The organism is Saccharothrix sp. NBAS 001, from assembly GCF_056640475.1.
This window is the reverse complement of the sequence record NZ_CM153251.1, coordinates 4668449-4688838: the sequence shown is the minus strand read 5'-3', so window position 1 is coordinate 4688838 and position 20390 is coordinate 4668449. Positions and strand designations below refer to the sequence as shown.

Genomic DNA, 20390 nt, shown 5'->3' with positions numbered 1-20390 from the left:
GGTCCCGTCGCACCCGGTACTGCGGCGGGCGGTAGTCGGGTCGACCAGATCCACCTCGATCGGCTCCCGCGCCGGGGTGCGGCCCCGGCGCGACCGCCGGAGCGCCGATGCCGCCGCGTGCGCCGTGCCGGCCGGGCGGGGCGGCCGCCCGCCCGGCCGCGCGCGTCAGGACCGGGCCCAACCGCCCTCGGTCACCGGGCTGCGGTCGCGCAGCGGCTCCCACCACGCGCGGTTGTCGGCGTACCAGCGGATCGTGTCGCGGACGCCCTCCTCGAACGGGATGGTCGGCGCCCACCCCAGCTCCTCCCGGATCTTCGCGGAGTCCAGCAGGTAGCGCCGGTCGTGGCCGGGCCGGTCGGCGACGGTCGTCTTCAGCTCCGGGCCCTTGCCCAGCTCGTCCAGCACCAGGTCCGCGAGCTGCTCCACGCTCGCCTCGTCGCCCGTGCCGACGTGGTAGGTCTCGCCGACCCGCCCGCGCTCCAGCACCACGTCGATGGCCCGGCAGTGGTCGACCGCGTGCACCCACTCCCGGCGGTTGTCCTTCGACCGGTAGACCGGCAGTTGCGCCCCGTCCAGCGCGCGGGTCACGAACAGCGGCAGCACCTTCTCCGGGAACTGGTGCGAGCCGTAGTTGTTGGCGCAGTTGGTGATGGTGACCGGCAGGTCGAACGTCTCGTGGTACGCGCGCACCGCGTGGTCGCCGCCGGCCTTGCTGGCGTTGTAGGGCGTGCGCGGCCGGTACGGGCTGGTCTCGGTGAACGCCTCCTCGGCGTCCAACGCCAGGTCCCCGTACACCTCGCAGGTCGACACGTGGTGGAACCGCCCGATCCCGACCTGCCGGGCGGCCTCCAGCAGCGCCTGCGTGCCCAGCACGTTGGTGCGGAAGAACCGGGTCGGGTCGAGCACCGCGAGGCTGTTGTGCGATTCGGCGGCGAAGTTGACGACCACCTCGACGTCGTGCGCGCCGAGCAACCCGGTGACCAGCGCGGTGTCCCCGATATCGCCTTCCACGAAGGTGATCCGGTCGCGGACCGGGTCGAGGTTGGCCGGCACGCCCGCGTAGGTCAGCGCGTCCAGCGCCACCACGGTGTCGTCGGGGTGGGCGGCCGTCCAATAGCGGACGAAGTGCGAACCGATGAAACCGGCGGCACCGGTGACGAGTAATGAGGTCATATCCCCAGATTAGTGCGGAATCCGGGACGGGACAGGCCCGGTAAACCCGGTCACCCGCCCCGGAACCGGTCGCGCACCCGCCCGCACCCCCGGACCTGCGGGCTCACCGGTCGGCCAGCCGCCAGTACTGCCGGTTCTTGTCGTCCCGCACGACCACGCCCAGGCGCGCGAGTTCGCCCCGCAGCTCGCGCGCGTCGTCGGCGGACTTCTCCTTGCCGCGCAACGCCAGTTCCCGCGCCTTGAACAGCGCGTTGGCCCCGGTCGGCAGCCCCGGCGTCTCCGGCACCCACCGGCGGTAGTCCGCGCTGTGCGGGTCGGCGTCCAGCCAGCGGTACCCCTGCCCCCGGAACGCCGCCGTGACCTCGACCGGCCGCAGGTCCGACGACTCCCGCGCCAGTTCCTCCCGGCGGTGGCCGAGCACGACGATCTGCTTGCCGTCCAGGAACGCCGAATCGACTTGGTCGCCGGGGATCGCGGTGGACTCGCCGCCTCGCGTGAACACGATTTCCTGCGGGTCCACCGACACCGCCAGGCTGTCGTGCTTGCCCAGCACCGCGATCACCAGCCCGCCGATCACCCCGACCGCGATCGCGCCGACCGTCCGCCACGGCTCGGGAATGGAGTCGACCAGTTTCAGCGGCCCCTGGAACGGCACCCAGGGCAGCGTCAGCAGCCAGCCGGCCAGCAGCTTCACCAAATAGCCAGCGGCCGCGCCGATGACCGGGAATCCGAACCACATGAACGCGCTCAACCACGGAGGATCGACGACGGTGACACCACTCGGTCGATTCACGTGCTCAATACCCCTCGAACGTCCGATTCGACAATTCCCCCTGGAGTGTATCGAATTGGTCCCCGGTCGGACGCCCACGGGTGCCGGATCCCGTTGCACTGCACGAACACCCCGCCCGCCGGCCGTCACGTCGGGCTCGGCCGACGCCGCGCCCGAGCACCTCGGTGCCGGTCCGGCGATCGCGCCCGGCGGCTCCACGTGTCCGCGCCATGCGGGCCGCCGTCGCCGAACGCCCCACGACGACGCCGGCGTTGTCGCTCGTCGGGTCCCGGTCCGCTGTCGCCGATGTCCGTTCGGCCGTGCGCACGCACCCCGAGGCGGCGACCGGTTCACCGCAGGTCCTGCCTTCGGCCGCGCGGCCCGTCGTCGCGCACCGGCCGATCCACAGTGGACGGTGGTCGGCCGTGCGTGCCGGTCTCCGTTCATCGGCGGTCCGCGCGGCCGGCCGGCTCCGCTCGGCGGGGCGGTCTGCGGCGAACGGCCGGCGCACGTGGATTTGAATGGCGCAGTATTTTTCCGCGGCACTGCTGAACGGCCGAATCCCGGTGATTAACCGGCAACGTTGCCGGTTAATCACCGGGAAACGCGCGGCCGACTGCCGCAACGACCCCCGCCGATCAGGGTCCACCCGATTTCGGTGAGCTGCGGCCGGCCGGTCGATTGCCCGTTTCGACCGGGTCGGGAACGCTGGTCCGAGTCAGGGTCCACTTTCACCTGGGGAGCGTGAAGTGAGTCGAATTCATCTGCGTGCGGCGTCCGGCCGAATCGTCGCCGCACTCGCGGTGGCCGCAGTCCTCGGAGTCGTCGGGGTGGCCGCGCCGGCCCACGCCACCGGCCAGGACGCGCGCGCCACGCAGGGCGGGACGGTGGTGGCACTGGCCGCCACGCCGTTCCACAGATTGGTGAGCAATTCCAACGGAGACCACTTCCACACCACGAGTTGGGACGAGGTGATCTCGGCGATCACGACCTACGACTACCGTTACGAGGGTTCGAGCACGAACGTGTTCGCCACCCAGGAGTCCGGCACGGTCCCGTTCTACCGGTTGCGGCACCGGACGAGCGGTGACCACTTCCACACCACGAGTTGGACCGAGGTGCTCTCGGCGATCACCGACTACGGCTACCTCTACGAGGGCATCGGGGCCTACGTCTACCCGGCCAACTCCGGCCAGGGCGTCCCGTTCCACCGCTTGCGCAGCAATTCGAGCGGTGAGCACTTCCACACCACCAGCTGGAGCGAGGTCATCTCCGCGATCACCGACTACGGCTACACCTACGAGGGCGTCGGCGCGAACGTGCCGAGCTGACCCGACCAGCGGGCGCGTGCCACCGTGCAGGGGATGGCACGCGCCCGCCCACGTCGGCTGCTCTCCGTCATCGGCTCCGCGCGAAGCCCGCGGCGCCGAAGGCCGCCGGCGTCACGCCACGCTGTGCAGCGGCACCGGGCCACCCGTCCGACGCGCATCCCGCCTGCGCAACCCCCGCCGCGTGAGCTTGATCAACAGAGTGCCGACCACTGCGGCGACGCACCCGCCGAGAATCCTGAGTCGCATGGACAACTTCCTTCGCTGGTTGATCCGCCAGAGCCGCACCCGGAGCCGTGAGTCGCATGTGGACAATCAGCAGGAGCAGGCACGACCCCGTGACCCCACCGGCCACGATCCGAGCCGTGTACCCGACGCCCACCAAGGGCGCGAGCGCGTTGACCGCACCACTGATCCCCAACACCGACCACAGCAGCAGAGGGATCACAGCACCGAAACCCCGAACCTGATCCACATCCACCCGGTTGCTCATGACACCAACCTAGGAACGCACGCGCTCCCGGACGATCCCGCACACGACCGAGCCGAGGTGAGGCAGGCCCTACCACCCGCAGACCCCCACACCCCACCCCGTCGGCCCGGCGGTCAGTCCACCCTGAACCCGCCCCGCTCGACCGTCTCCCGCAACCAGTCGAGCCACAGCCGCCAGACCTCGTCGGCGGCCAACTCCCCGCGCACGGCCTCGGGCGCGGCGTCGTGGAGTTCCAGCGCCTGGCGGACTTCCCGGGCGGTGACGACCCACGGCCCGTTGGACATCAGCTTGAAATCGGGAATCCCGACCATGCCCGGGACGGCCTGCGCCGCCGCGGCGCGCTCGGCGACGCGGTACGCCTCCCGCCGGGACGGCTCGGCCGTCTCCCAGTCCTCGTCGTCGGCGAAGGGCCACGGGGGGAAGGCCCGGTGCTCGGCGTGGAAGATCATGCCGACCCGGCGCATGTTCTCCCGGCACACGCCCATTCCCGCGCTGTTGAAGTAGACCCGGAAGGGCTCGGCGAGGGTGGCGTAGGCCGGATAGCACGAAGGCGTGTGCGGGCAGAGTTCGTGGAAGCACTCCTCGTGGCGAGCCCGCGCGGCGGCGGCGGGCTCCGGAAGCTCGTCCCATTCCAAGGTGTAGCTCACGATCGGGATCCTGCCTCGACGCTCGTCGCCCGGGACAGCGGTTTTCGGTGTGCGGGCCGTGGCCCGCCCGCGTCAGGTCCAGGCGGACCGCGCCAGCCGTTCGAGCTGCCCGATCAGGTCCTCCGGCGGCACGCTCAGGTCCAGCGCGCACGTCGTGATCGTGACCGGCGAGTTGAGCACCTGGTGGGGTGCGTCGACGGCGTCGTCACCCGCGTAGACCAGCCAGGCGCGATCGACCTTCAACGCGGTGCAGTAGGCGAGCACCTGGTAGAAGTCGGAATTCGGGTAGCCGCCGGACCGGCCCTCCAGCTTGTACTTCGCGTCCACGACGAACCGGGGCGCGTCGTCCACCACGTGCACCACGTCGACCTTCATCGAGACTGCGCCGCCGGCGTCGAGCTTGGCCGGGAACTGGCGTTCGGTCTGGCCGGGGTCGGAACTCCACGCCTCGGTCAGCGCGGTGGTCACGAAGTCCTCGAACACGATCTCCATGTTGACCACGAAGGAGGCGATCGACAGGCCGTCCCTCCCGACCTCGAACGAGAGCGTCCGGAGCACGAGGTCCGCGATCCGCAGCGCCGGCTGGTAGGAGGTGTTGAGCCGGTGCGGACGCCACCGCGGCAGGGGAGCGCCGTTCGGCAGGGGCGACACACCGGTCAACCGGTTGAGCAGGTGGCGCAGGCGGGTCTGGACCCCGTCGTCGACGCCCGGAACCGAGAGCATCCGGCTCACCGCGGCCCGCAGCAGGCGGTTCTCGGGAACGTCCACGGTGAACTCGTCGTGCGCGATCTCCGTCGGCATCATGAGCCCGGGACGTCGGCTCACCTGGTCGCCGACCCGAACCCGTCCGCGGATCACCGTGCTCGTCGCGTGCGCCGTGGCGTAGCCGCTGAGCACACCCCGCGCCAACGCGCGCTCGGTGTTGCGGCACAACGTCTCCGCCACGATCGCCCACAGCCCGTCGGCTTCGAGGCCCTCGACGTTCTCCTGCCGGAAGCCGGGGTTGCGCGCGTAGCCGAGCATGAACAACAGGCGCGGGATGCTGACCTTGGGCGTCACCACGACGTCCAGCCCGTAGGCGTGCACGGCACCGACCTGCTTGGCTTTGGGCACGAGCGTGAAGTCCGTGCCGTTCGACCGGACGTCGACCAGGCCGCACTCCCGCAGGAACGCCTCCTGGAGCGGGGTGAGCGGGGTGGTCTTCCCGGTGCGGTCGTTCTCCTTGAGGGATATCACGGGCGGTTGCGGATCGCGTCGAGGCCGAAGGTGTCGTGCACCCGTTGACGGGACATGCGCTCGTAGTAGTGCTCCTCCAGCAGCGGCAGGATCGAGTGCTCCCACACGAGGTCTAGACCGTGGTCCGCATCGGGCTTCATCAGGTACGACGGGCCGATCTTGAACTCGTGGTCGGTGCCGATCGCGTCGTTGAGCTTGGCCAGCAGCTCGGCACGCCCGTCGTTCTTGCCGTGAGCCGCGGCCCACCGCGCCAGCAGGTCCTTGACCGGGGCCTGGTCCGGGTGGAGTTCGAAGAAGGCGAACCGGCGGCGCATCGCCGCGTCCACCAGCGCGATCGAGCGGTCGGCGGTGTTCATCGTGCCGATGACGAAGACGTTGGCGGGCAACCTGAACCGTTCGCCGGGCGAGTACTGGAGGTCGATCGCCTCGTTGCGGTACTCCAGCAGGAAGTACAGCTCGCCGAACACCTTGGGCAGGTTCGCCCGGTTGATCTCGTCGATGATCAGGACGTACGGGCGTCCGGGGTCGTCCTCGGCGTCGGCGGCCAGCCGGCGCAACGGGCCGGGCACGAGTTCGAAGGACGCGGTGGTCCCGTTGGCCCGCGGTCGGAAGCCCTCGAAGAAGTCTTCGTAGGCGTACGACGGGTGGAACTGCACCAGGCGGATCGCGCCGGGGTGGGTGATGTGCCCGGCCAGCTCCCGCGCCAGGTGGGTCTTGCCGGTGCCGGGCGGCCCGTAGAGCACGACCTGCTTGCGGTCCTGCAACAGCGTGACGACCTTCTGGAGCCACGGCAGGTTGAAGTGCAGTCTGCCGGCCAGCTCCTCGTTCGCCGGGGGCAGCTCGACGGGGCCCGGGGGCAGGTGCACGGGCTGCGCCAGGTCCTGGGCGAGTCGCGACGCGTCGGCCGGGCGGTAGCCGGGCACCCGGAGCCGGAGCCGGATCTGCTTGGTGGCGTTGCCGTCCGCGGACTGGCCGATCCGGCCCTGGGCCCGCCCCAGCTGCTTGCGGAACTGCTCGATGTCGGCGATGTCCGCCAAAGCGACCGGAGCGTCCAGGATCGTGCGTTCCGCCTCGGGCAGGTGCCGGACGCGGGCCGAGTCCACGACCCCGCCGACCACGACGGCACCGCGGTCGCGGAGGCGGCTGAGCAGCAGTTCCAGCGCGCGGTTGTACTGGTGGTTGCGCGGGTCCGGGGACCCGGTCGCTTTGCCGCCCGCGCTCCTCATCACGAGCGCGAGCAGGTCACCGTCCGGCTCGATCTCGAACTCGGCGTTGAGTGGCGAGCCCGTGTCGTCCTTTGCGTGCATGACCTGATCGTCGTGCAACGGTGCAACCGAGTTACCGCAGGGGGCCGGGAGCCCTGCCCCTCCGCGGTCCCGGCACGACCGGATCGGCGGGATCTGCGCTGGTCAGCGGTCCAGTGCCGAGTGGAGTTGGCCGAGGTCGGCCAGGATCGCGCCGAGTTCGGCGATCACCGTCTCCAGCTTCAGCAGCAGGTGTTCGGCTTTGATCATGGACTCCGCGATGGCCCGCAACGCACGCCGTGCGGCATCCGGCGCGCCACCGACCGTCGCCGCCTCGGCGACGCACGACAGGAGCGTTCCGACCAGGTCGGCCAGGATGTCACGGACACCGCCCCGCACGGTGTCGACCACAACCGCCATCTTGCCCGACGCCGACGCCAGAGCCCGTGCGTCGAGCGACGCTCCGACCGTCCGCAACGCGGTCCGCGCCGCCGCCACGCGATACGCCCCAGCGGCCTGCCCGGTCCAGTCCGGCGCTCCCCGCGTGATCACGTCGACCTGGTCGGCGGCCCTCTCCGCCAGCCGGGACGAGATGTCGCGCCACGTCGTCGCACAGCTCTCCACCACCTCCGGCCTACCGGTCAACTGGTGCAGGACCAGGCGCAGCGGTCCGACGTGTTCCAGCATCCAACCGGCCAACCCGCCCGCCACGAACCCGACCGGGTCGAACCCCACGCCGCCGCCGACCGCCGGGCCACCCGCACCCACCACCGCCGACGCCCAGCCGCCACCGTCGATCTGCTCGCACACCTGCCGGATCGAGTCGATGACGGCGCTGCCGCAGAGCCCGTCGAAGCCCTCGCCGTCCGAGAACCGGCCGGCGTCCTCGGTGCCGCACTCCGACGCGGTGTCGCCGCCCGGCGCGCGAACTTCGTTGTCGCTCTCAATCCCCCCACCGACCAGAGTCATCTACCGACCCCCGACCCTCGGCACGCGACCGGCCCGTTCCACCATCTCCAGGAGCCTGCGCAACGTCCCGACCGTCGTGTCCTCGGCCCGCCGGTACGTCTCGGCGGTGGCGGCCAGCCGGTCGGCCTGGTCGACCAACGCCGCCACCACCTCGGACGTGCGGCGCGCGACGTGGTCCTGCGGACCGCGCAGCATCCCGGCCAGACCCATCGCCCGGCAGATCCAGCCGTACGCGTCGTCCAGCGCCGCGACGTGCCCGGCCGCGTCGGCGGCCACGGCGGTGCCCGCGGCGATGTCCCGCACGATGTCGGACTGGTCCCGCACCTGCTCCGGGACGACCGTGAAGTCGGCCATCGACCCCCCTACCGGTAGACCGAGCCGCCGAAGTCGTCGCCGCGCGGCTCCTCGTCCTCGGGGTCGAAGCGCAGGACGTCCACGGCCGGGCCCGCGCCGGCGGGCGGATCGGGGAAGCGGGAGCGATAGGACGCCAGGAACTCGGACGCCGCCGGGTCCTCGCCCACGGTCTGCGCGGTCAGCGCGGTGACCTGATCGCGCAGCCGCACGTGGGCCTGCCGCAGGGTGGCCTGCACCAGGTCGGCCATGGCGTGGACGTCCAGCTCCCGGAACCGCTCGGAGAACCGGAACGACGTGGGCACGCCGTTGGCGTCCACGGTCAGCCGCACGGCGTCGTCGGGGGAGGACGCCGTGGCGGCCGTGCGCTCCAGCCGGGCCTGGAGTTCGCCGAACCGGTCGGCCCGGCGTTGCAGGTCATCGGCCATTCGGTGCAGGTCGGTAGGCAGAACGGGCCGCTCCGGATCGGTCACATGCGCGACCTTAACAGCGAAAGTCACGTTATGTGTTCACCAACGCCGATTTCGGTGACAATGCGCTCACGGTCCCAGTCGAGGCCGGAACGTCTGCCGCCGATCGCCCACCCGGCGCGCGACCAAGCCCCACCCCCGACCGGATGGCACGCCCACCACCACCGTCCTAGGCTCGGTCGCATGACCGACTCGGAGATCCACAAGCGGATCAGCGGCCTGGTGGCCGAGGAGCACGAACTGCGCCAACGGGTGGCCTCGGGCGAGCTGGCCCCGCAGGACGAGCAGGCCCGGCTGCACCAGCTCGAAGTCACCCTCGACCAGTGCTGGGACCTGCTGCGCCAACGCCGCGCGCGCCAGTCCGCCGGCCAGGACCCGGACACCGCGCAGGTCCGCCCGTCCCTTGAGGTCGAGGGCTACCGCCAGTAGCCCTCAGCCGGGACGGCGGAAGGCGAACAGGGCGATGTCGTCCTTCTTGTTCGCGCCGAACCGGGCCACCAGGTCGTCGCACAGGGCTTCCATGTCGACGTCCGGCCGCACCGCGTCGCGCAGCAGGTCCATGCCCTCGTCCAGGTCCGCGCCCGAGTGCTCCACCAGGCCGTCGGTGGTGAGCAGGACCAGCGCGCCCACCGGGATGGTGAAGTGGGTGACCGGCGGGCGGGGCAGGCCGATGCCGAGGATCGGGCCCCGCACGGCCAGGTAGTCCGCGCCGTCCCGGTGCGCGATCAGCGGCGGGATGTGCCCGGCGTTGGCCACGATCGCCGAGCCGTCCGCCGGGTCGACCAGCAGCAGGCACATCGTGGTCAGGCCCTTGATCGGGTGGTACCGGGACAGCATCGCGTCGAGCTTGCGCAGGATCTCGGCCGGGTCCTCCTCCTCGACGGCGTAGGCGCGCAGCGCGTGCCGGACCTCGCCCATGATGGTCGCCGCCCCGATCGAGTGGCCGCACACGTCGCCGATCGCGATCAGGAACCGGTCGCCCAGTCGCGTCACCTCGTAGAAGTCGCCGCCGATCTCGGCGTGCGCGGACGCCGGCACGTACCGGGCGGCCATCGGCAGCGCCGGCACGGTGGGCAGTTCGCGCGGCAGCAGGCTGCGTTGCAGGACCAGCGCGAGCTGGTGCTCCTCCGCGTAGGCCCGCAGCGCCTCCACGGCCAGCACGGTCGCCTGCGCGAGCTGCACCAGCAGGTTGCGGTCCTCGTCGGTGGTCACGGCCGACGGCGGCACGGTGAGCAGCACCGCCGGGCGCTTCGGGGTGCTGCGCGCCACGACGACGGCCGCCGGCACGCCGGGGTCCCACGGCGGGTCCTCCACGACCGACGCCCCGGTGGGCAGGTCGTCGAACTCGGCGGCGCGCGCCACGACCACCTCGCCGTCGCCGGCGGTGCGCCCGATCCACCGCCCGCCGTCGCCGTCGGGGACGATCGCCGAAGCGGGACTGGCCAGGACGGTCGCGGCGGCCCGCGCGGCTTCGGTGACCAGGGCGTCGAAGTCGGCGGCGGCGTTGATCGACAGGGTCGCCGAGGTGAGTTTCGCGAGCCGGTCGGCCAGCCGCTCGGCCAGCGCGCGGGCCCGGTAGTAGCGCAGCGCGGCCTCCACCGTGGCCATCAGCTCGCCCGCGTCGACGGGCTCGGTCAGGTAGGCGTCCGCGCCCCGGTTCAGGCCGGTGATGCGGTCCTCCGCCTCGCGGAACGCGGCCGACACGTGCACCACCGGGATCGCGGCGGTGCGCGGGTCGCCCTTGATCCGCTCGGCCACCTCGAACCCGCTCATGTCGGGCAGGTCGACGTCCAGCACGACGATGTCGAAGCCCTGCGCCGCCAGCAGGTCCAGCGCCTGGCGGCCGGTCACCGCCTCGGTCACCCGGTGCCCGCCCCGGCGCAGCCAGCTGGCCCGCACGTAGCGGCTGGCCTCGATGTCGTCCACGACCAGGACGTGCGCGCTGTCCGGTGTCATCGGGCGTCCTCCGGGTGCACCAGGCGGACGGCGTCGCGCAGCGCCCGCCGCAGGGTGGAGGGCGCGATCACGGCCGCGTTGAGCAGCACCGCGGACAGGCCCGTCACGAGGCGTTCCAGGTCCGGGTCGACCCCGCCCGCCACCACGACCACCGGCACCGACCGCAGCTCGTCGTCGCCGCGCAGGAACGACAGGATCTCCGGGCCGCTCACCCGGGGCACGTCGGCGGCCAGCACGACGACGTCCGGGCGTTGCGCGCGGACCCGTTCCAGCGCTTCCCGCCCGTCCTTGACCTGCTCGACGGTGTGCGCGACGCCGTCCAGCGAGATCACCACGCGCGCCCGCACGGCGTCGTCGGCCTCCACCACCAGCGCGGTGTCGGCGTTGAGGACGTCGGTCTCGGACTGCGGCAGCCACAACGTCATCTCGGTGCCCTCGCCGACCGTGCTGCGCAGCGCGATGTCGCCGCCGAGCAGCCGGGCCAGCCGGCGCGCGTAGGGCAGGCCGAGCCCGGTGCCCGCGACGCCGACCTGGAGGCGTCCGGGCACCTGGTAGAACTCCTCGAAGATCCGGGACTGCTCCTCGGGCGGGATCCCGATGCCGGTGTCGGCGACGGTGAACCGGACCACGTCCTCGTCGGCCCGCACGCTCAACCGCACCGTGCCGCGCTCGGTGAACTTCAGCGCGTTGGACAGCAGGTTGCGCAGCACGCGTTGCAGCATCACCTCGTCGGAGATCAGCGGCAACGGCGCGGGCGCCGGGTCGAAGACCAGGTCCACCTCGGCGCTGCGGGTCATCGGCCGCGACGAACCCTGCAACTGGGCGAGCACCAGCGGCACGTCGACCGGCGCGAACTTGGGGCGCAGGCTGCCCGATTCGGCCTTGGCGGTGTCCAGCAGCTCGTTGACCAGCGCGAGCAGCGTCGAACCGGCGTCGTTGACCAGGTCGATCTGCCGGCGCTGCTCCTCGGTCAGCGGGTCGCCGCCGGGTGCGACCAGCAGCCGGGTCAACCCGATGATGGAGTTCACCGGGGACCGCAGCTCGTGGCTGATGTTGGACCAGAACCGGGTGCGGGCCGCGGCGGCCTCGCGGAGCTGGTTCGACTTCTCCTCCAGCTCGGTGTAGAACGCCACCACGCCGAGGTTGGTCTGCTCCAGCTCCTCGGACAGCTCCTTGTGCAGCGCCACGACACCCCGGTTGGTGTCCTCCAGCTCCTCGTTGAGCCGCACCAGGTCCAGCCGCTTGGCCTCCAGCGACTCCAGCGTCTCCAGCAGGTCCCGGTTCTGCGCGCGCAACTGCTCCAGCACGTCCGCCGCGGGCAGCGACAGCATGTCGCGCAGGTGGGCGGTCTGCGCCGGGGTCGGCCGCGAATGCCCGCGCGGCAACGACTTCACCAGCTCGACCCGGTGGTCGGCGACGTCGAACCCGTCCAGCAGCCGCCGCGCGGTGTCCCAGCCCGGACCGCCCAGGTCGTCGGTGTCGATCAGGATGACCAGCGCCGGTTCCGGTTCGGGCCGCAGCCGGAACACCAGCCACGTCGACGGCCGCACCGCGATCAGCTCCCGGCCCACGTCGCTGAGCGCGGTCGCCACCCGGATCTGGTCCTGCGGGTCCAGGCCGACGGTCGCCGCGACCTCGCGCCCGCACTGCCGCAGCAGGAACACGTCGGCCTCGCGGGCGACGGTGAACCGCAGCAGGTCCTCGGTCGTCACGTCGCCACCACCAGCGCGCTCGCGTCGTCCTTGCGCACGCCCGCGTCACGCACCAGCGTGGCGGCCAGCAGCAGGGGAGCGGTGACCCCGGCGACGTCCTCGGCCGACCAGCGCTCGGTGAGCCCGTCGGAGTGCAGCACGACCAGCGCGCCGGGCGGCAGCTCGTACTCGAACGCCTGGAACGCCCGCGCCTGGTAGCCCGCGATGCCCGGCACCGACACCATCGCGCGCTTGCGCCCGTCGGCCAGCACGGCCCCGGCGATGTTGCCCAGCCCCGAATACCGGAGCACACCCCGTTCGGGATCCAACACGGCCACCGCGATCGCGCCGCCCCGGGTCCCGCGCAACGCGCTGTGCAGCTTCGCCACCACGGCCTCCGGCGCGCTCGGCTCGTCGTCGCAGAACACCCGGACCGCCTCGCGGGACGCCGACGCGGCCAGCGGGCCGTGCCCCGAGCCGTCGCACATCATCAGCCACAGCCGCCCGCCCGCGCGGCGCACGGCGTAGGCGTCGCCGCACACCTCCTCGTCGGCGATCGGCCGCGTCACGCCCGCCGAGGTCGGGTCCGCGACGAAGTCCGGCACCCCGCGCTCCCGGCGGTGGAACCGGGCCGCGAGGACGGTGCCGCGCTCGCGGTGGGTGGAGACGTCCAGGTGGTCGGCGCTGCGCGACACCACGCCCAGCCCGATGCCGAGCGTGCCGGTGGTCGACTCGCCGTCGCGCATCGCGCGGGCCATGTCGGTGATGCCGGGACCCCGGTCCACGGCGACCACCTCGACCGCCGCCCGGTCGTCGGCCCGCAGCGCGCGCACCAGCAGCTGCCCGCCGTCGGTGTGCTTGAGCAGGTTGGTGCCGATCTCGGTGACCGCCAAGCCGATCTCGGCCACCCGGGGCTCGGCGAACGCCAGCCGCTCGGCGAGCCCGGTGGCGACCCGCCGGGCCCGGCCGACCTGCGCGGCCTCCTCGACCCGCACCCACGCCACGTCCTCGGCGAGCGGGATGTGGGCGGTCACCCCTTCCACTTCACGACCGTCACCGTCGTGCCTCGGCCGACCTCGGTGTCCAGGTCGAACTGGTCGACCAGCCGGCGCGACCCGCTCAACCCCAGACCGAGGCCGCTGCCGCTGCTCCAGCCGTCGGCCAGGGCCAGGCCGAGGTCGGGGATGCCGGGGCCCTCGTCGTGGAACACCGCCCGCACCCCCTGCCGCCGGCCGTCGCTGACGATCTCCACCCGAGCCACCCCGCCACCCCCGTAGACCAGGGTGTTGCGGGCGAGTTCGCTGGCCGCGGTCACCAGCTTCGTCTGGTTCACCAGGGACAGCTTCGCGCGCTGGGCGTAGTTGCGCACGAGCTGGCGCACCCGCACCACGTCGTCGTCGCCGGAGATCGGCAACTCCTCGGACTCGCCGGCGGCGGCCGTCACCGCGGGCCTCGGCGCACGTCGCCGAGGATCTTCAGGCCGCGTTCGAGGTTCAGCGCGGTGCGCACGTCGCCGAGCGTGAGCCCGAGTTCGACCAGCGTGATGGCCACCGCCGGGCGCATCCCGACGACCACCGTGGTCGCGTCGAACAGCCGGGACAGCGAGGCGATCGTGGCGAACATCCGGCCGATGAACGAGTCGACGATCTCCACCCCGGAGATGTCGATGACCACGCCGTGCGCGCCGGTGTCGGAGATCCGCTGGGCCAGGTCCTCCTGGAGTGCCAGCACGGTCTGGTCCTGGAGGTCGATCTGGATCGACACCAGCAGGACGCCGCCGATCTCCAGGATCGGGACGCGTTCCATCACCGGCCCTTGCCCGCCGAGACGATCTCGACGCCTTCCCGGCGCAGCGCGTGGCGCAGCGCGTCGGCCAGCGACGCCTTGGTGGTGATGTCGCCGAACTCGATGCCCAGCGCCACGATCGTCTGGGCGATCTGCGGCCGGATGCCGGAGATCGTGCACTCCGCGCCCATCAGCCGGGCCGCGAACGCGGTCTTGAGCAGGTGCTGCGCGACCTGGGTGTCCACCGCCAGCACGCCGGTGATGTCGATGATGGCGTGCTCCGCGCCGGTCTCGACCAGCGCCTCCAGCAGCTTCTCCATCACGACCTGGGTGCGCGCCGAGTCGAGCGTGCCGACCAGCGGGACGGCCAGCACGCCCTCCCACAGCTTCACCACCGGGGTGGTCAGCTCCAGCAGCTGCTCGGACTGCTCGGTGATGATCTCCTCGCGGGCGCGGGCGAAGGTCTCGAAGGTGACCAGGCCCAGCGCGTCCAGCAGCGACGAGAAGTCCAGGAGCTGCCGGAACAGCGTCGGGTCGCCGTCGTCCTCGGTCAGCTCGAACACCACGCGCTTGAGCGCGAAGATGCTCGACGCGGTCTCGGTGGGGGTGTAGCCGCCCCGGGCGCGCGTCCGCGACATCTCGGAGAGCACGGACCGGATCTCGACGTACCGCTCACCGGCGACGTCGTTGCCGTTGTCGCCGACCAGCGGCAGCAACGCGCCGTACAGCTCCTGGAACTCCCGCACCAGCTCCGCGGCGGTGACCCGCCCGCGCAGCGAGTCCGAGGCGCCCCGGACCCACCGCTCCACGATCGAGTCCCGCTGTTCCCGCAACACGACGGCAAGCCGACGCTCGTCTTCCGCAACCACCCGGATCCTCCTCAGCACCACTGTCGAACGTGACAGTAGCCGTTCGATCAACCAGGCCCAGGCCGGCGGGATGCCCGGTGGGACGCCGGTCGACTCGCCTTTGTGACATACCTCGCCGGATTGTCACACAAGGTGCCCGGGCGTCCACGAACCGTGGCCGTCCACGGGGTAGAACGGCCTCAGCCGGCCACCTCTTCGGCCGGCGAGGACGTGTCGGGCGCGGGACTGCTTGAGGACGTCCCGGTCGTGGGAGCCACCGACGAGGACGACGGGGTCGTCTCGGGCGCGGTGGTCGTGACGGCCGTGGTCTCGCTGGTCGGCACCGGAGTGGTGGTGCTGGGCCGGGGCGCCGGGGTGCCCGGCGGCGCGGACACCGACGACGTGGGCTGCGGCGCGTCCGTCGAGCGCGTGACCCCGACGAGCTGAGGCCGTGCCTCGTCCTGCGGCACCCCGTCGGGGACCTGGACACCGGTGGTGGAGGTGGACGAATCGGCCGGCGTGGACCCCGCCGGCCGCAACACGGACGTCGTCACCGCGGTGACGGCAAGAGCCCCGACGAGCACCCCCGTGCACGCGGCCAGCACCTTCCACGACGCCTGCGACCTAGGCTTATCCCGCGCGTTCTCCTGCGTGGCCGTCGCTTCACCCTCGCCCCGCCCGACCCCGGCCTCCTGCTCGACTCCCACCCCGACCTCGACCGGCACCGGCACCTGCATCGGCGGAACCTGCACGGTCGGCCGTGAAACGACCGGCCGTGAAACGACAACTTCAGGCGGAAAAGCCCCCAGGACCCGCGCGCAGGCGTGAGCCGCCGGCCGATCACGCGGCGCCGGCGAGGTCATCTGAGACAACAGGTTCTTCAAAGCCGCCGGCAGGTCCTCCGGAATCCCCGGCGGACGCTGCCCCGCCTGCGTGGCGCGCCCGGTCAAGCACTCCAGGAGCACCAGCCCGAGGGCGTACACGTCGATGGCACCACCCGGCGGCAACTCGGAAGGGGCCGCGTCCGGCTGAGGCGCAGACCGGAACGGGTGCTCCAAACCGAAATCGCTCAGACAGGCGCTGCCCTCGTCGTCCAGCAGGATGGTCGACGCACGCACGTCACCGTGCACCAGTCGGTGCGCGTGCACGTGCGCCAACGCGTCGGCGATCTCGGCCCCGAGACCGCACACCCGACCCGCCGGCACCGGCCCGGCATCCACCAGCTCCCGCAAGGTCCGACCTTCGACCAGGCGAAGCACCACGAACCGGGCACCCCGGTGCACGTCGGTGTCGTAGACGGAGACGAGCCCGGGATGCGACAGCCGGGCCAAGGCGCCGACGTCCCGGTCGAACACCCGCCCGGCCTCGGGATCGGACAACGGCTCGAACAGCTTGATCGTCACGTGCCGTCGCAACAGCCCGTCCCACGCGCGGTGGGTCTGCACCGCGCCACCGGCACCGGTCCGTTCAAGGAGCCGGTACCGGCCTGCCAACAGGTCTGTGTCGAGCGACCGTGACACCGTCACACCCTCCCTCTGCTCGGGCGGCTTGACATCGGTTGCCCCGGCCGGAGAGGCCACAAACACCTCCCACGCGCAGTCCCAGGTCACGAGCGCCCATGACCGTTGACGCCCAACTCGCACCGCGCAGCCTCATGCTCCGGCCTCTACAGTGGACAGGCCCGCCGTCGAGGCCCTGCCCATCCGCCCGTGACCAGTTCGCGCTCCGACCAGGCGCACCGAACCCCCGTTCCCCCACGAGCGCCAGACGAATAGTCCGCTACTGGACCGGCAATTTTCGAGACAGTCGCGGTGTCGCCCGAACGAGGCCCGCGTACCTGGCACCTTGCGGGTTGAACCACCCAGAAGTGCGACTTCCCGTCGGTGCCCGGCAGCATGAACTAGGCGACAGCCCAACCACCACGCCGTCTCCCACACCAACGACCCCGAAGATCCACGAGCCGCCACCGCCGGCCCCCGTCAGCCCGCCAACTGCTCCCGAATCAGGACGTCGAGCCGCCGCCAAGTCGGCGAGGAGGCGTTGACGGCAGCCTGGATCAGCGCCGGGATCTCGGACGAGTCGTAATGCTCGGGCACCCCTTCGGTCCCATAGCGCTCGCGGGTGGCGTCGACGATCCGGCGAGCCAGGTCGTCGACACGGCGGTCGTCGGGGTCGAGGTCGTAGGCGCGGTCGTAGTCGCGGAAGATGCCGCGCAGCGCCGGGTCGGCCAGGATCCGGGCCTCCTCGCGGAACCTGGACAGCGCAGTGTCGGCCTGGGTGGTGAACACCAGCACCCACAGGTCGAACTGCAGCGCCACCCACCGTTCGCTGAACCCGAGCCGGCGCAGCCCGTCGAGGTGACTCCTGACCTCGGCCGGGATCGACAGCGGATCCCCGTCCGCGAGCTGGCGCAGGCGCCTGCGCGTCGCCCGCAGCCCGCGGATCCGGTCGGCCAGGTCGGCGTCGACCCGGAGGACCGCCTGCCGGAACTCCTCACCCGTGGCGGACCGAAGTTCACGGATGCGCGCCAGCGGAACGCCGGCCTCGGCCAGGGTGCGGATCTTGATCAGATCGATGGCGTGCCCCGCGCCGTAACGGCGGTAGCCGGAGGCATCGCGGCCGGGCTCAGGGAGCAGCCCTTTGTCGTGGTAGACGCGGATCGTCTTGGTCGACACCCCGACGTGCTTGGCGAGCTGTCCGATGGTGAGCACCCACCCATGATCGCACTTGACCTTGCCCCAAGGGCAACCTTCATAGTGGCACTGTGAACGCGAACACCGACCGTGAAACCTTGCGCGCACTAGCCGACGAGGGCAACGAAACCGCCCTCGACCGCCTGGCCGACCTCGCCGACTCCCGCGGCGACGTCGACGAGCTGAGCGAGCTGCTCGACGAAGGATCCATGCACGCCGGACACCTCCTCACCCGACGCGCCGTCGCAGCGCACGACCTGCTCGAACTACAACGGATCTCAGACGCCGGCGCCGACGAGGCAGGCGTCGAACTCGAACGGCTCCTACACGCTCCAACCCAAGACCAGTAGCCCCACCATCCACTTTCCAAGGCGGCGTCGTGCGGCATGCGTCCACGCCGTCCGACCACCGAACAGCCCCAAACCCACGCCCAACATCCGCCACCCCACCTTCGCCACCCCCAGGACCTCGGACGCCATCCACCTGCCGTTCCTCCACCGCGATCGTCAGGCACTGGACGAAGTCCTTCGCCAACCCAGTTCTGCGCTGCGCACCCGTACCCCGGCTACACGCCATCACCAGCCCGCCGATCCCGCGACGCGTCAGATCCTCGGCAACCACACCCGTACGCGCTGTCAGCGCTGGGAGACAGGGCACACAAAACGCGCAGGTCTGCGCGAGCACCCCGCGCCCAGACCACACGTCCCTCGCCGTCGTACGCCCCACTCGGCCAGTAAGCACCAACCTTCGCGTAGAGCTTGTTCCGACGTGGCCCCCTCGCCCCAGGTGCCCGGAACGCTGATCGCCCACAGCCCCGCCACTGCGGTCGATCGACGTCCTCGGCCCTCGACTGCTCCCTGAACAGCGAAAACACAGCCAACGCAGCCAACCCGCCCCCCGATTTGGAGCATGAAAGACGATCATGTAATCTAGGCGCACACCACGGCGAAAGCCGAGTCCGGGTGGCGGAATGGCAGACGCGCTAGCTTGAGGTGCTAGTCCCCGAAAGGGGGTGGGGGTTCAAGTCCCCCCTCGGACACCACTCCGGCTGGAATTTCAGCTGGAGTGGTCACGAGAGGTCACAGTGAGTGGCTCTCCGTGACCAATGAAGGGGTGCTGCAGCCCGAACTCTCAGCGCACCGAGCCTCCAAGCTCGGTGCGCGTTTTGTCATGCGTGTTTTCGCTTCGGTGATCTCCACCGTTGCGGCTGGGATTTCAGCCGTCGCCTGGGTGGTTACACGTGGCTGAGCGGCCTGTCCCGATGTTCGTGCCGCCACCGGTTCGGCGGCGCGTTCGTGTCGAGCCCCCGGCGATGCCACCCGTCGTCAACGCCACGGCCAGCGGCTCGTCGCTGATGCTGGGTGTGGCCCGGTTCGATCACTCGGGGCGCATCCGTGAACGTTGGCTGATCGACGCGTTGGGCTGGTCGCCCGGTGACCGCTACCGGCTGCACGTCGACGCGGACCGGGTGACGGTTTCCCCTGCTGTTGAAGGGGACGGCCAGGTCAACTCCCGAGGCTACGTCGGTGTGCCCACGTCTACCCGGACGCTGCTGGGGATCGGGGAGAACGATCCTGTGGTTCTGGTGGCGCGTCTGGATCTCGGTGTCCTGGTTATCCATCCGATGCGTGTCGTCGCAGACCTGGTGGCACGCTACTACTCCGATGTGGACGGTGTCTCCGATGAGTCCTGACGGGAAGAAGGTGCGGCTGCTCCGCGAAGTGGGCACCGCGATGGGAGTGCCCCCGTCCGCGGTGGCGGGTTCGCCGGCGGTGCCGAAGGTGAAGGACTACCTGGGGCGTGTCCTGGCTGCGGCGTCGCCGTCGCAGGCGCAGCGCTATCGCCTGTACTGGAGGCGTGCGGAGGCGGTGTTCGGCCGTCGTCGGCTGGACCGGGTCAGGGTGACCGACATCCTGGGGTTGAAGGAACTGTCGGTGGCCCAGGCTCGGGTGCGTTCCAACAGTCGTGGTGGCAGGTACGCGGGGGAGGCGTGTGTGCGGGCGATGCGACTGGTGTTCAAGCTCGCCGCCCTGGACGGGTTCGTCTCGCGTGGGTCCGATCCTGCTCGGAAGGTGGCGTTGCCTCGTCGTCTGCCGTCGGCACGGCGTGCGTTGCTGCGTGAGGAGGTCGCCGAGCTTGCGCAGGCGGTGGTGACCGGTGGCCGCGATGTGGTGTTGGACAGTCTGTTGTTCCGGCTGCATCTGGAGACCGCCTGCCGCCGGGGCGGCGCGCTCAACCTGCGGTTGGTCGACTTGGATGTGGGACGTTGTGCGGTGAGGTTGCGGGAGAAGGGCGGCACCCACCGGTGGCAACCCATCAGCCCGACCCTGGCCGCCGCCCTGCACGAACACGCCACGGCGCGCGGCGCCGTGAGACCGGGCGACGCCTTGTTGCGCACCACGAGGCACAAGGCGATCGGCAGCCGCCGCCACGACCTGTTGTGGAAGCGCGTCCGGACGGCACTACCGTGGGCGGCGAGTCTCGGCGTGTCCACGCACTGGCTGCGTCACACGACCCTGACCTGGGTCGAACGCAGCTACAGCTACGGCATCGCCCGCGCCTACGCCGGACACACCGACGCCAAAGGCGCACCCACCGCCACCTACATCAAAGGACTACCTGCCGAGGTCGCCACCGCCCTGGCCGACTACACCGGCGAACCTCACCCACTCGCCGACGCAGCCTGACCGTCCCGATCGCGGCTACGCAGAGTGAGAAGGTGGCGCTGGCGTGG

The 20390-nt window shown here is 71.3% G+C and carries 21 protein-coding genes and 1 tRNA gene; 6 read left to right on the top strand and 16 right to left on the bottom strand.

The genetic code is table 11. From position 1 onward, the window contains the following. Window positions 1-165: 165 nt before the first annotated feature. Both rfbB and AC0HI0_RS19090 read right to left on the bottom strand, forming a co-directional pair. On the bottom strand, window positions 166-1173 hold the full coding sequence (rfbB, locus tag AC0HI0_RS19095) for a dTDP-glucose 4,6-dehydratase (RefSeq protein ID WP_480933719.1): 1008 nt from the start codon (window positions 1171-1173) through the stop codon (window positions 166-168). Window positions 1174-1276: 103 nt separating this feature from the next. Then, entirely contained in the window at window positions 1277-1924 is a 648-nt protein-coding gene (locus AC0HI0_RS19090; protein WP_480933718.1) for a YqeB family protein, read from the bottom strand. Window positions 1925-2748: 824 nt separating this feature from the next. Between AC0HI0_RS19090 and AC0HI0_RS19085 the strand changes: the two genes are divergently transcribed. Then, on the top strand, window positions 2749-3276 hold the full coding sequence (locus tag AC0HI0_RS19085; RefSeq protein WP_480933717.1) for a hypothetical protein: 528 nt from the start codon (window positions 2749-2751) through the stop codon (window positions 3274-3276). A gap of 603 nt (window positions 3277-3879) precedes the next feature. On the opposite strand, the gene AC0HI0_RS19080 is transcribed toward AC0HI0_RS19085, so the two are convergent. From AC0HI0_RS19080 to AC0HI0_RS19055, 6 genes are all read right to left on the bottom strand, one after another. Beyond that, window positions 3880-4413 carry a hypothetical protein gene (locus tag AC0HI0_RS19080; protein ID WP_480933716.1) on the bottom strand — a complete coding sequence of 178 codons (534 nt, stop codon included), beginning with the start codon at window positions 4411-4413 and terminating at the stop codon, window positions 3880-3882. A 72-nt stretch (window positions 4414-4485) separates the two neighbouring features. Beyond that, window positions 4486-5649 (bottom strand): McrC family protein, encoded by a 1164-nt coding sequence (locus tag AC0HI0_RS19075; protein ID WP_480933715.1) that lies wholly within the window; start codon window positions 5647-5649, stop codon window positions 4486-4488. Further along, window positions 5646-6956: an McrB family protein gene (locus AC0HI0_RS19070; RefSeq protein ID WP_480933714.1), complete on the bottom strand. Its 1311-nt coding sequence runs from the start codon at window positions 6954-6956 to the stop codon at window positions 5646-5648. Before AC0HI0_RS19070 ends, AC0HI0_RS19075 begins: the two co-directional genes overlap by 4 nt. Before the next feature lie 102 nt (window positions 6957-7058). After that, window positions 7059-7862: a hypothetical protein gene (locus tag AC0HI0_RS19065; RefSeq protein WP_480933713.1), complete on the bottom strand. Its 804-nt coding sequence runs from the start codon at window positions 7860-7862 to the stop codon at window positions 7059-7061. Continuing rightward, window positions 7863-8216, bottom strand: a complete 354-nt coding sequence (locus AC0HI0_RS19060) for a type VII secretion target (RefSeq protein ID WP_480933712.1) — start codon at window positions 8214-8216, stop codon at window positions 7863-7865. It lies immediately after the preceding gene. A gap of 8 nt (window positions 8217-8224) precedes the next feature. After that, a complete protein-coding gene (locus tag AC0HI0_RS19055) occupies window positions 8225-8641 on the bottom strand; it encodes a YbaB/EbfC family nucleoid-associated protein (protein ID WP_480933711.1) in 417 nt (138 codons plus the stop codon). A 225-nt stretch (window positions 8642-8866) separates the two neighbouring features. Between AC0HI0_RS19055 and AC0HI0_RS19050 the strand changes: the two genes are divergently transcribed. Further along, a complete protein-coding gene (locus AC0HI0_RS19050) occupies window positions 8867-9112 on the top strand; it encodes a DUF2630 family protein (RefSeq protein ID WP_480933710.1) in 246 nt (81 codons plus the stop codon). A 3-nt stretch (window positions 9113-9115) separates the two neighbouring features. Here the strand turns inward: AC0HI0_RS19050 and AC0HI0_RS19045 are convergent, their stop codons facing one another. The 8 genes from AC0HI0_RS19045 to AC0HI0_RS19010 all read right to left on the bottom strand — a co-directional run bounded on the left by AC0HI0_RS19045 (window position 9116) and on the right by AC0HI0_RS19010 (window position 17674). Further along, the gene (locus tag AC0HI0_RS19045) at window positions 9116-10639 is read right to left on the bottom strand and encodes a SpoIIE family protein phosphatase (protein WP_480933709.1); all 1524 of its coding nucleotides are present in this window, start codon (window positions 10637-10639) and stop codon (window positions 9116-9118) included. Further along, window positions 10636-12351 (bottom strand): ATP-binding protein, encoded by a 1716-nt coding sequence (locus AC0HI0_RS19040; RefSeq protein WP_480933708.1) that lies wholly within the window; start codon window positions 12349-12351, stop codon window positions 10636-10638. The genes AC0HI0_RS19045 and AC0HI0_RS19040 overlap by 4 nt, the downstream gene beginning before the upstream one ends. After that, a complete protein-coding gene (locus AC0HI0_RS19035; protein WP_480933707.1) occupies window positions 12348-13364 on the bottom strand; it encodes a SpoIIE family protein phosphatase in 1017 nt (338 codons plus the stop codon). Before AC0HI0_RS19035 ends, AC0HI0_RS19040 begins: the two co-directional genes overlap by 4 nt. After that, window positions 13361-13774 carry an ATP-binding protein gene (locus AC0HI0_RS19030; protein WP_480933706.1) on the bottom strand — a complete coding sequence of 138 codons (414 nt, stop codon included), beginning with the start codon at window positions 13772-13774 and terminating at the stop codon, window positions 13361-13363. The genes AC0HI0_RS19035 and AC0HI0_RS19030 overlap by 4 nt, the downstream gene beginning before the upstream one ends. Beyond that, on the bottom strand, window positions 13771-14136 hold the full coding sequence (locus AC0HI0_RS19025) for an STAS domain-containing protein (RefSeq protein WP_480933705.1): 366 nt from the start codon (window positions 14134-14136) through the stop codon (window positions 13771-13773). Before AC0HI0_RS19025 ends, AC0HI0_RS19030 begins: the two co-directional genes overlap by 4 nt. Beyond that, window positions 14136-14984, bottom strand: coding sequence for an STAS domain-containing protein (locus AC0HI0_RS19020; RefSeq protein WP_480933704.1), 849 nt, complete (start codon window positions 14982-14984; stop codon window positions 14136-14138). The genes AC0HI0_RS19025 and AC0HI0_RS19020 overlap by 1 nt, the downstream gene beginning before the upstream one ends. Before the next feature lie 179 nt (window positions 14985-15163). Further along, window positions 15164-16483, bottom strand: a complete 1320-nt coding sequence (locus tag AC0HI0_RS19015) for a serine/threonine-protein kinase (RefSeq protein WP_480933703.1) — start codon at window positions 16481-16483, stop codon at window positions 15164-15166. Window positions 16484-16942: 459 nt separating this feature from the next. Further along, window positions 16943-17674, bottom strand: a complete 732-nt coding sequence (locus tag AC0HI0_RS19010; protein WP_480933702.1) for a MerR family transcriptional regulator — start codon at window positions 17672-17674, stop codon at window positions 16943-16945. A 53-nt stretch (window positions 17675-17727) separates the two neighbouring features. Between AC0HI0_RS19010 and AC0HI0_RS19005 the strand changes: the two genes are divergently transcribed. From AC0HI0_RS19005 to AC0HI0_RS18990, 4 genes are all read left to right on the top strand, one after another. Next, window positions 17728-18006, top strand: coding sequence for a hypothetical protein (locus tag AC0HI0_RS19005; RefSeq protein ID WP_480933701.1), 279 nt, complete (start codon window positions 17728-17730; stop codon window positions 18004-18006). Window positions 18007-18612: 606 nt separating this feature from the next. Continuing rightward, a tRNA-Leu gene (locus AC0HI0_RS19000) sits at window positions 18613-18698 on the top strand. A 198-nt stretch (window positions 18699-18896) separates the two neighbouring features. Next, a complete protein-coding gene (locus AC0HI0_RS18995; RefSeq protein WP_480933700.1) occupies window positions 18897-19349 on the top strand; it encodes a hypothetical protein in 453 nt (150 codons plus the stop codon). Between the two features lie 88 nt (window positions 19350-19437). Next, entirely contained in the window at window positions 19438-20343 is a 906-nt protein-coding gene (locus tag AC0HI0_RS18990; protein WP_480933699.1) for a tyrosine-type recombinase/integrase, read from the top strand. The last annotated feature ends 47 nt before the right edge of the window (window positions 20344-20390 follow it).

What these genes read in the sequence shown, in the direction of transcription:
- AC0HI0_RS19045 (WP_480933709.1), bottom strand. Translation starts at nt 10,639, where the DNA reads ATGACACCGGACAGCGCGCACGTCCTGGTCGTGGACGACATCGAGGCC.
- AC0HI0_RS19065 (WP_480933713.1), bottom strand. Translation starts at nt 7,862, where the DNA reads ATGACTCTGGTCGGTGGGGGGATTGAGAGCGACAACGAAGTTCGCGCG.
- AC0HI0_RS19025 (WP_480933705.1), bottom strand. Translation starts at nt 14,136, where the DNA reads ATGGAACGCGTCCCGATCCTGGAGATCGGCGGCGTCCTGCTGGTGTCG.
- AC0HI0_RS19050 (WP_480933710.1), top strand. Translation starts at nt 8,867, where the DNA reads ATGACCGACTCGGAGATCCACAAGCGGATCAGCGGCCTGGTGGCCGAG.
- rfbB (WP_480933719.1), bottom strand. Translation starts at nt 1,173, where the DNA reads ATGACCTCATTACTCGTCACCGGTGCCGCCGGTTTCATCGGTTCGCAC.
- AC0HI0_RS19055 (WP_480933711.1), bottom strand. Translation starts at nt 8,641, where the DNA reads ATGGCCGATGACCTGCAACGCCGGGCCGACCGGTTCGGCGAACTCCAG.
- AC0HI0_RS19060 (WP_480933712.1), bottom strand. Translation starts at nt 8,216, where the DNA reads ATGGCCGACTTCACGGTCGTCCCGGAGCAGGTGCGGGACCAGTCCGAC.
- AC0HI0_RS19070 (WP_480933714.1), bottom strand. Translation starts at nt 6,956, where the DNA reads ATGCACGCAAAGGACGACACGGGCTCGCCACTCAACGCCGAGTTCGAG.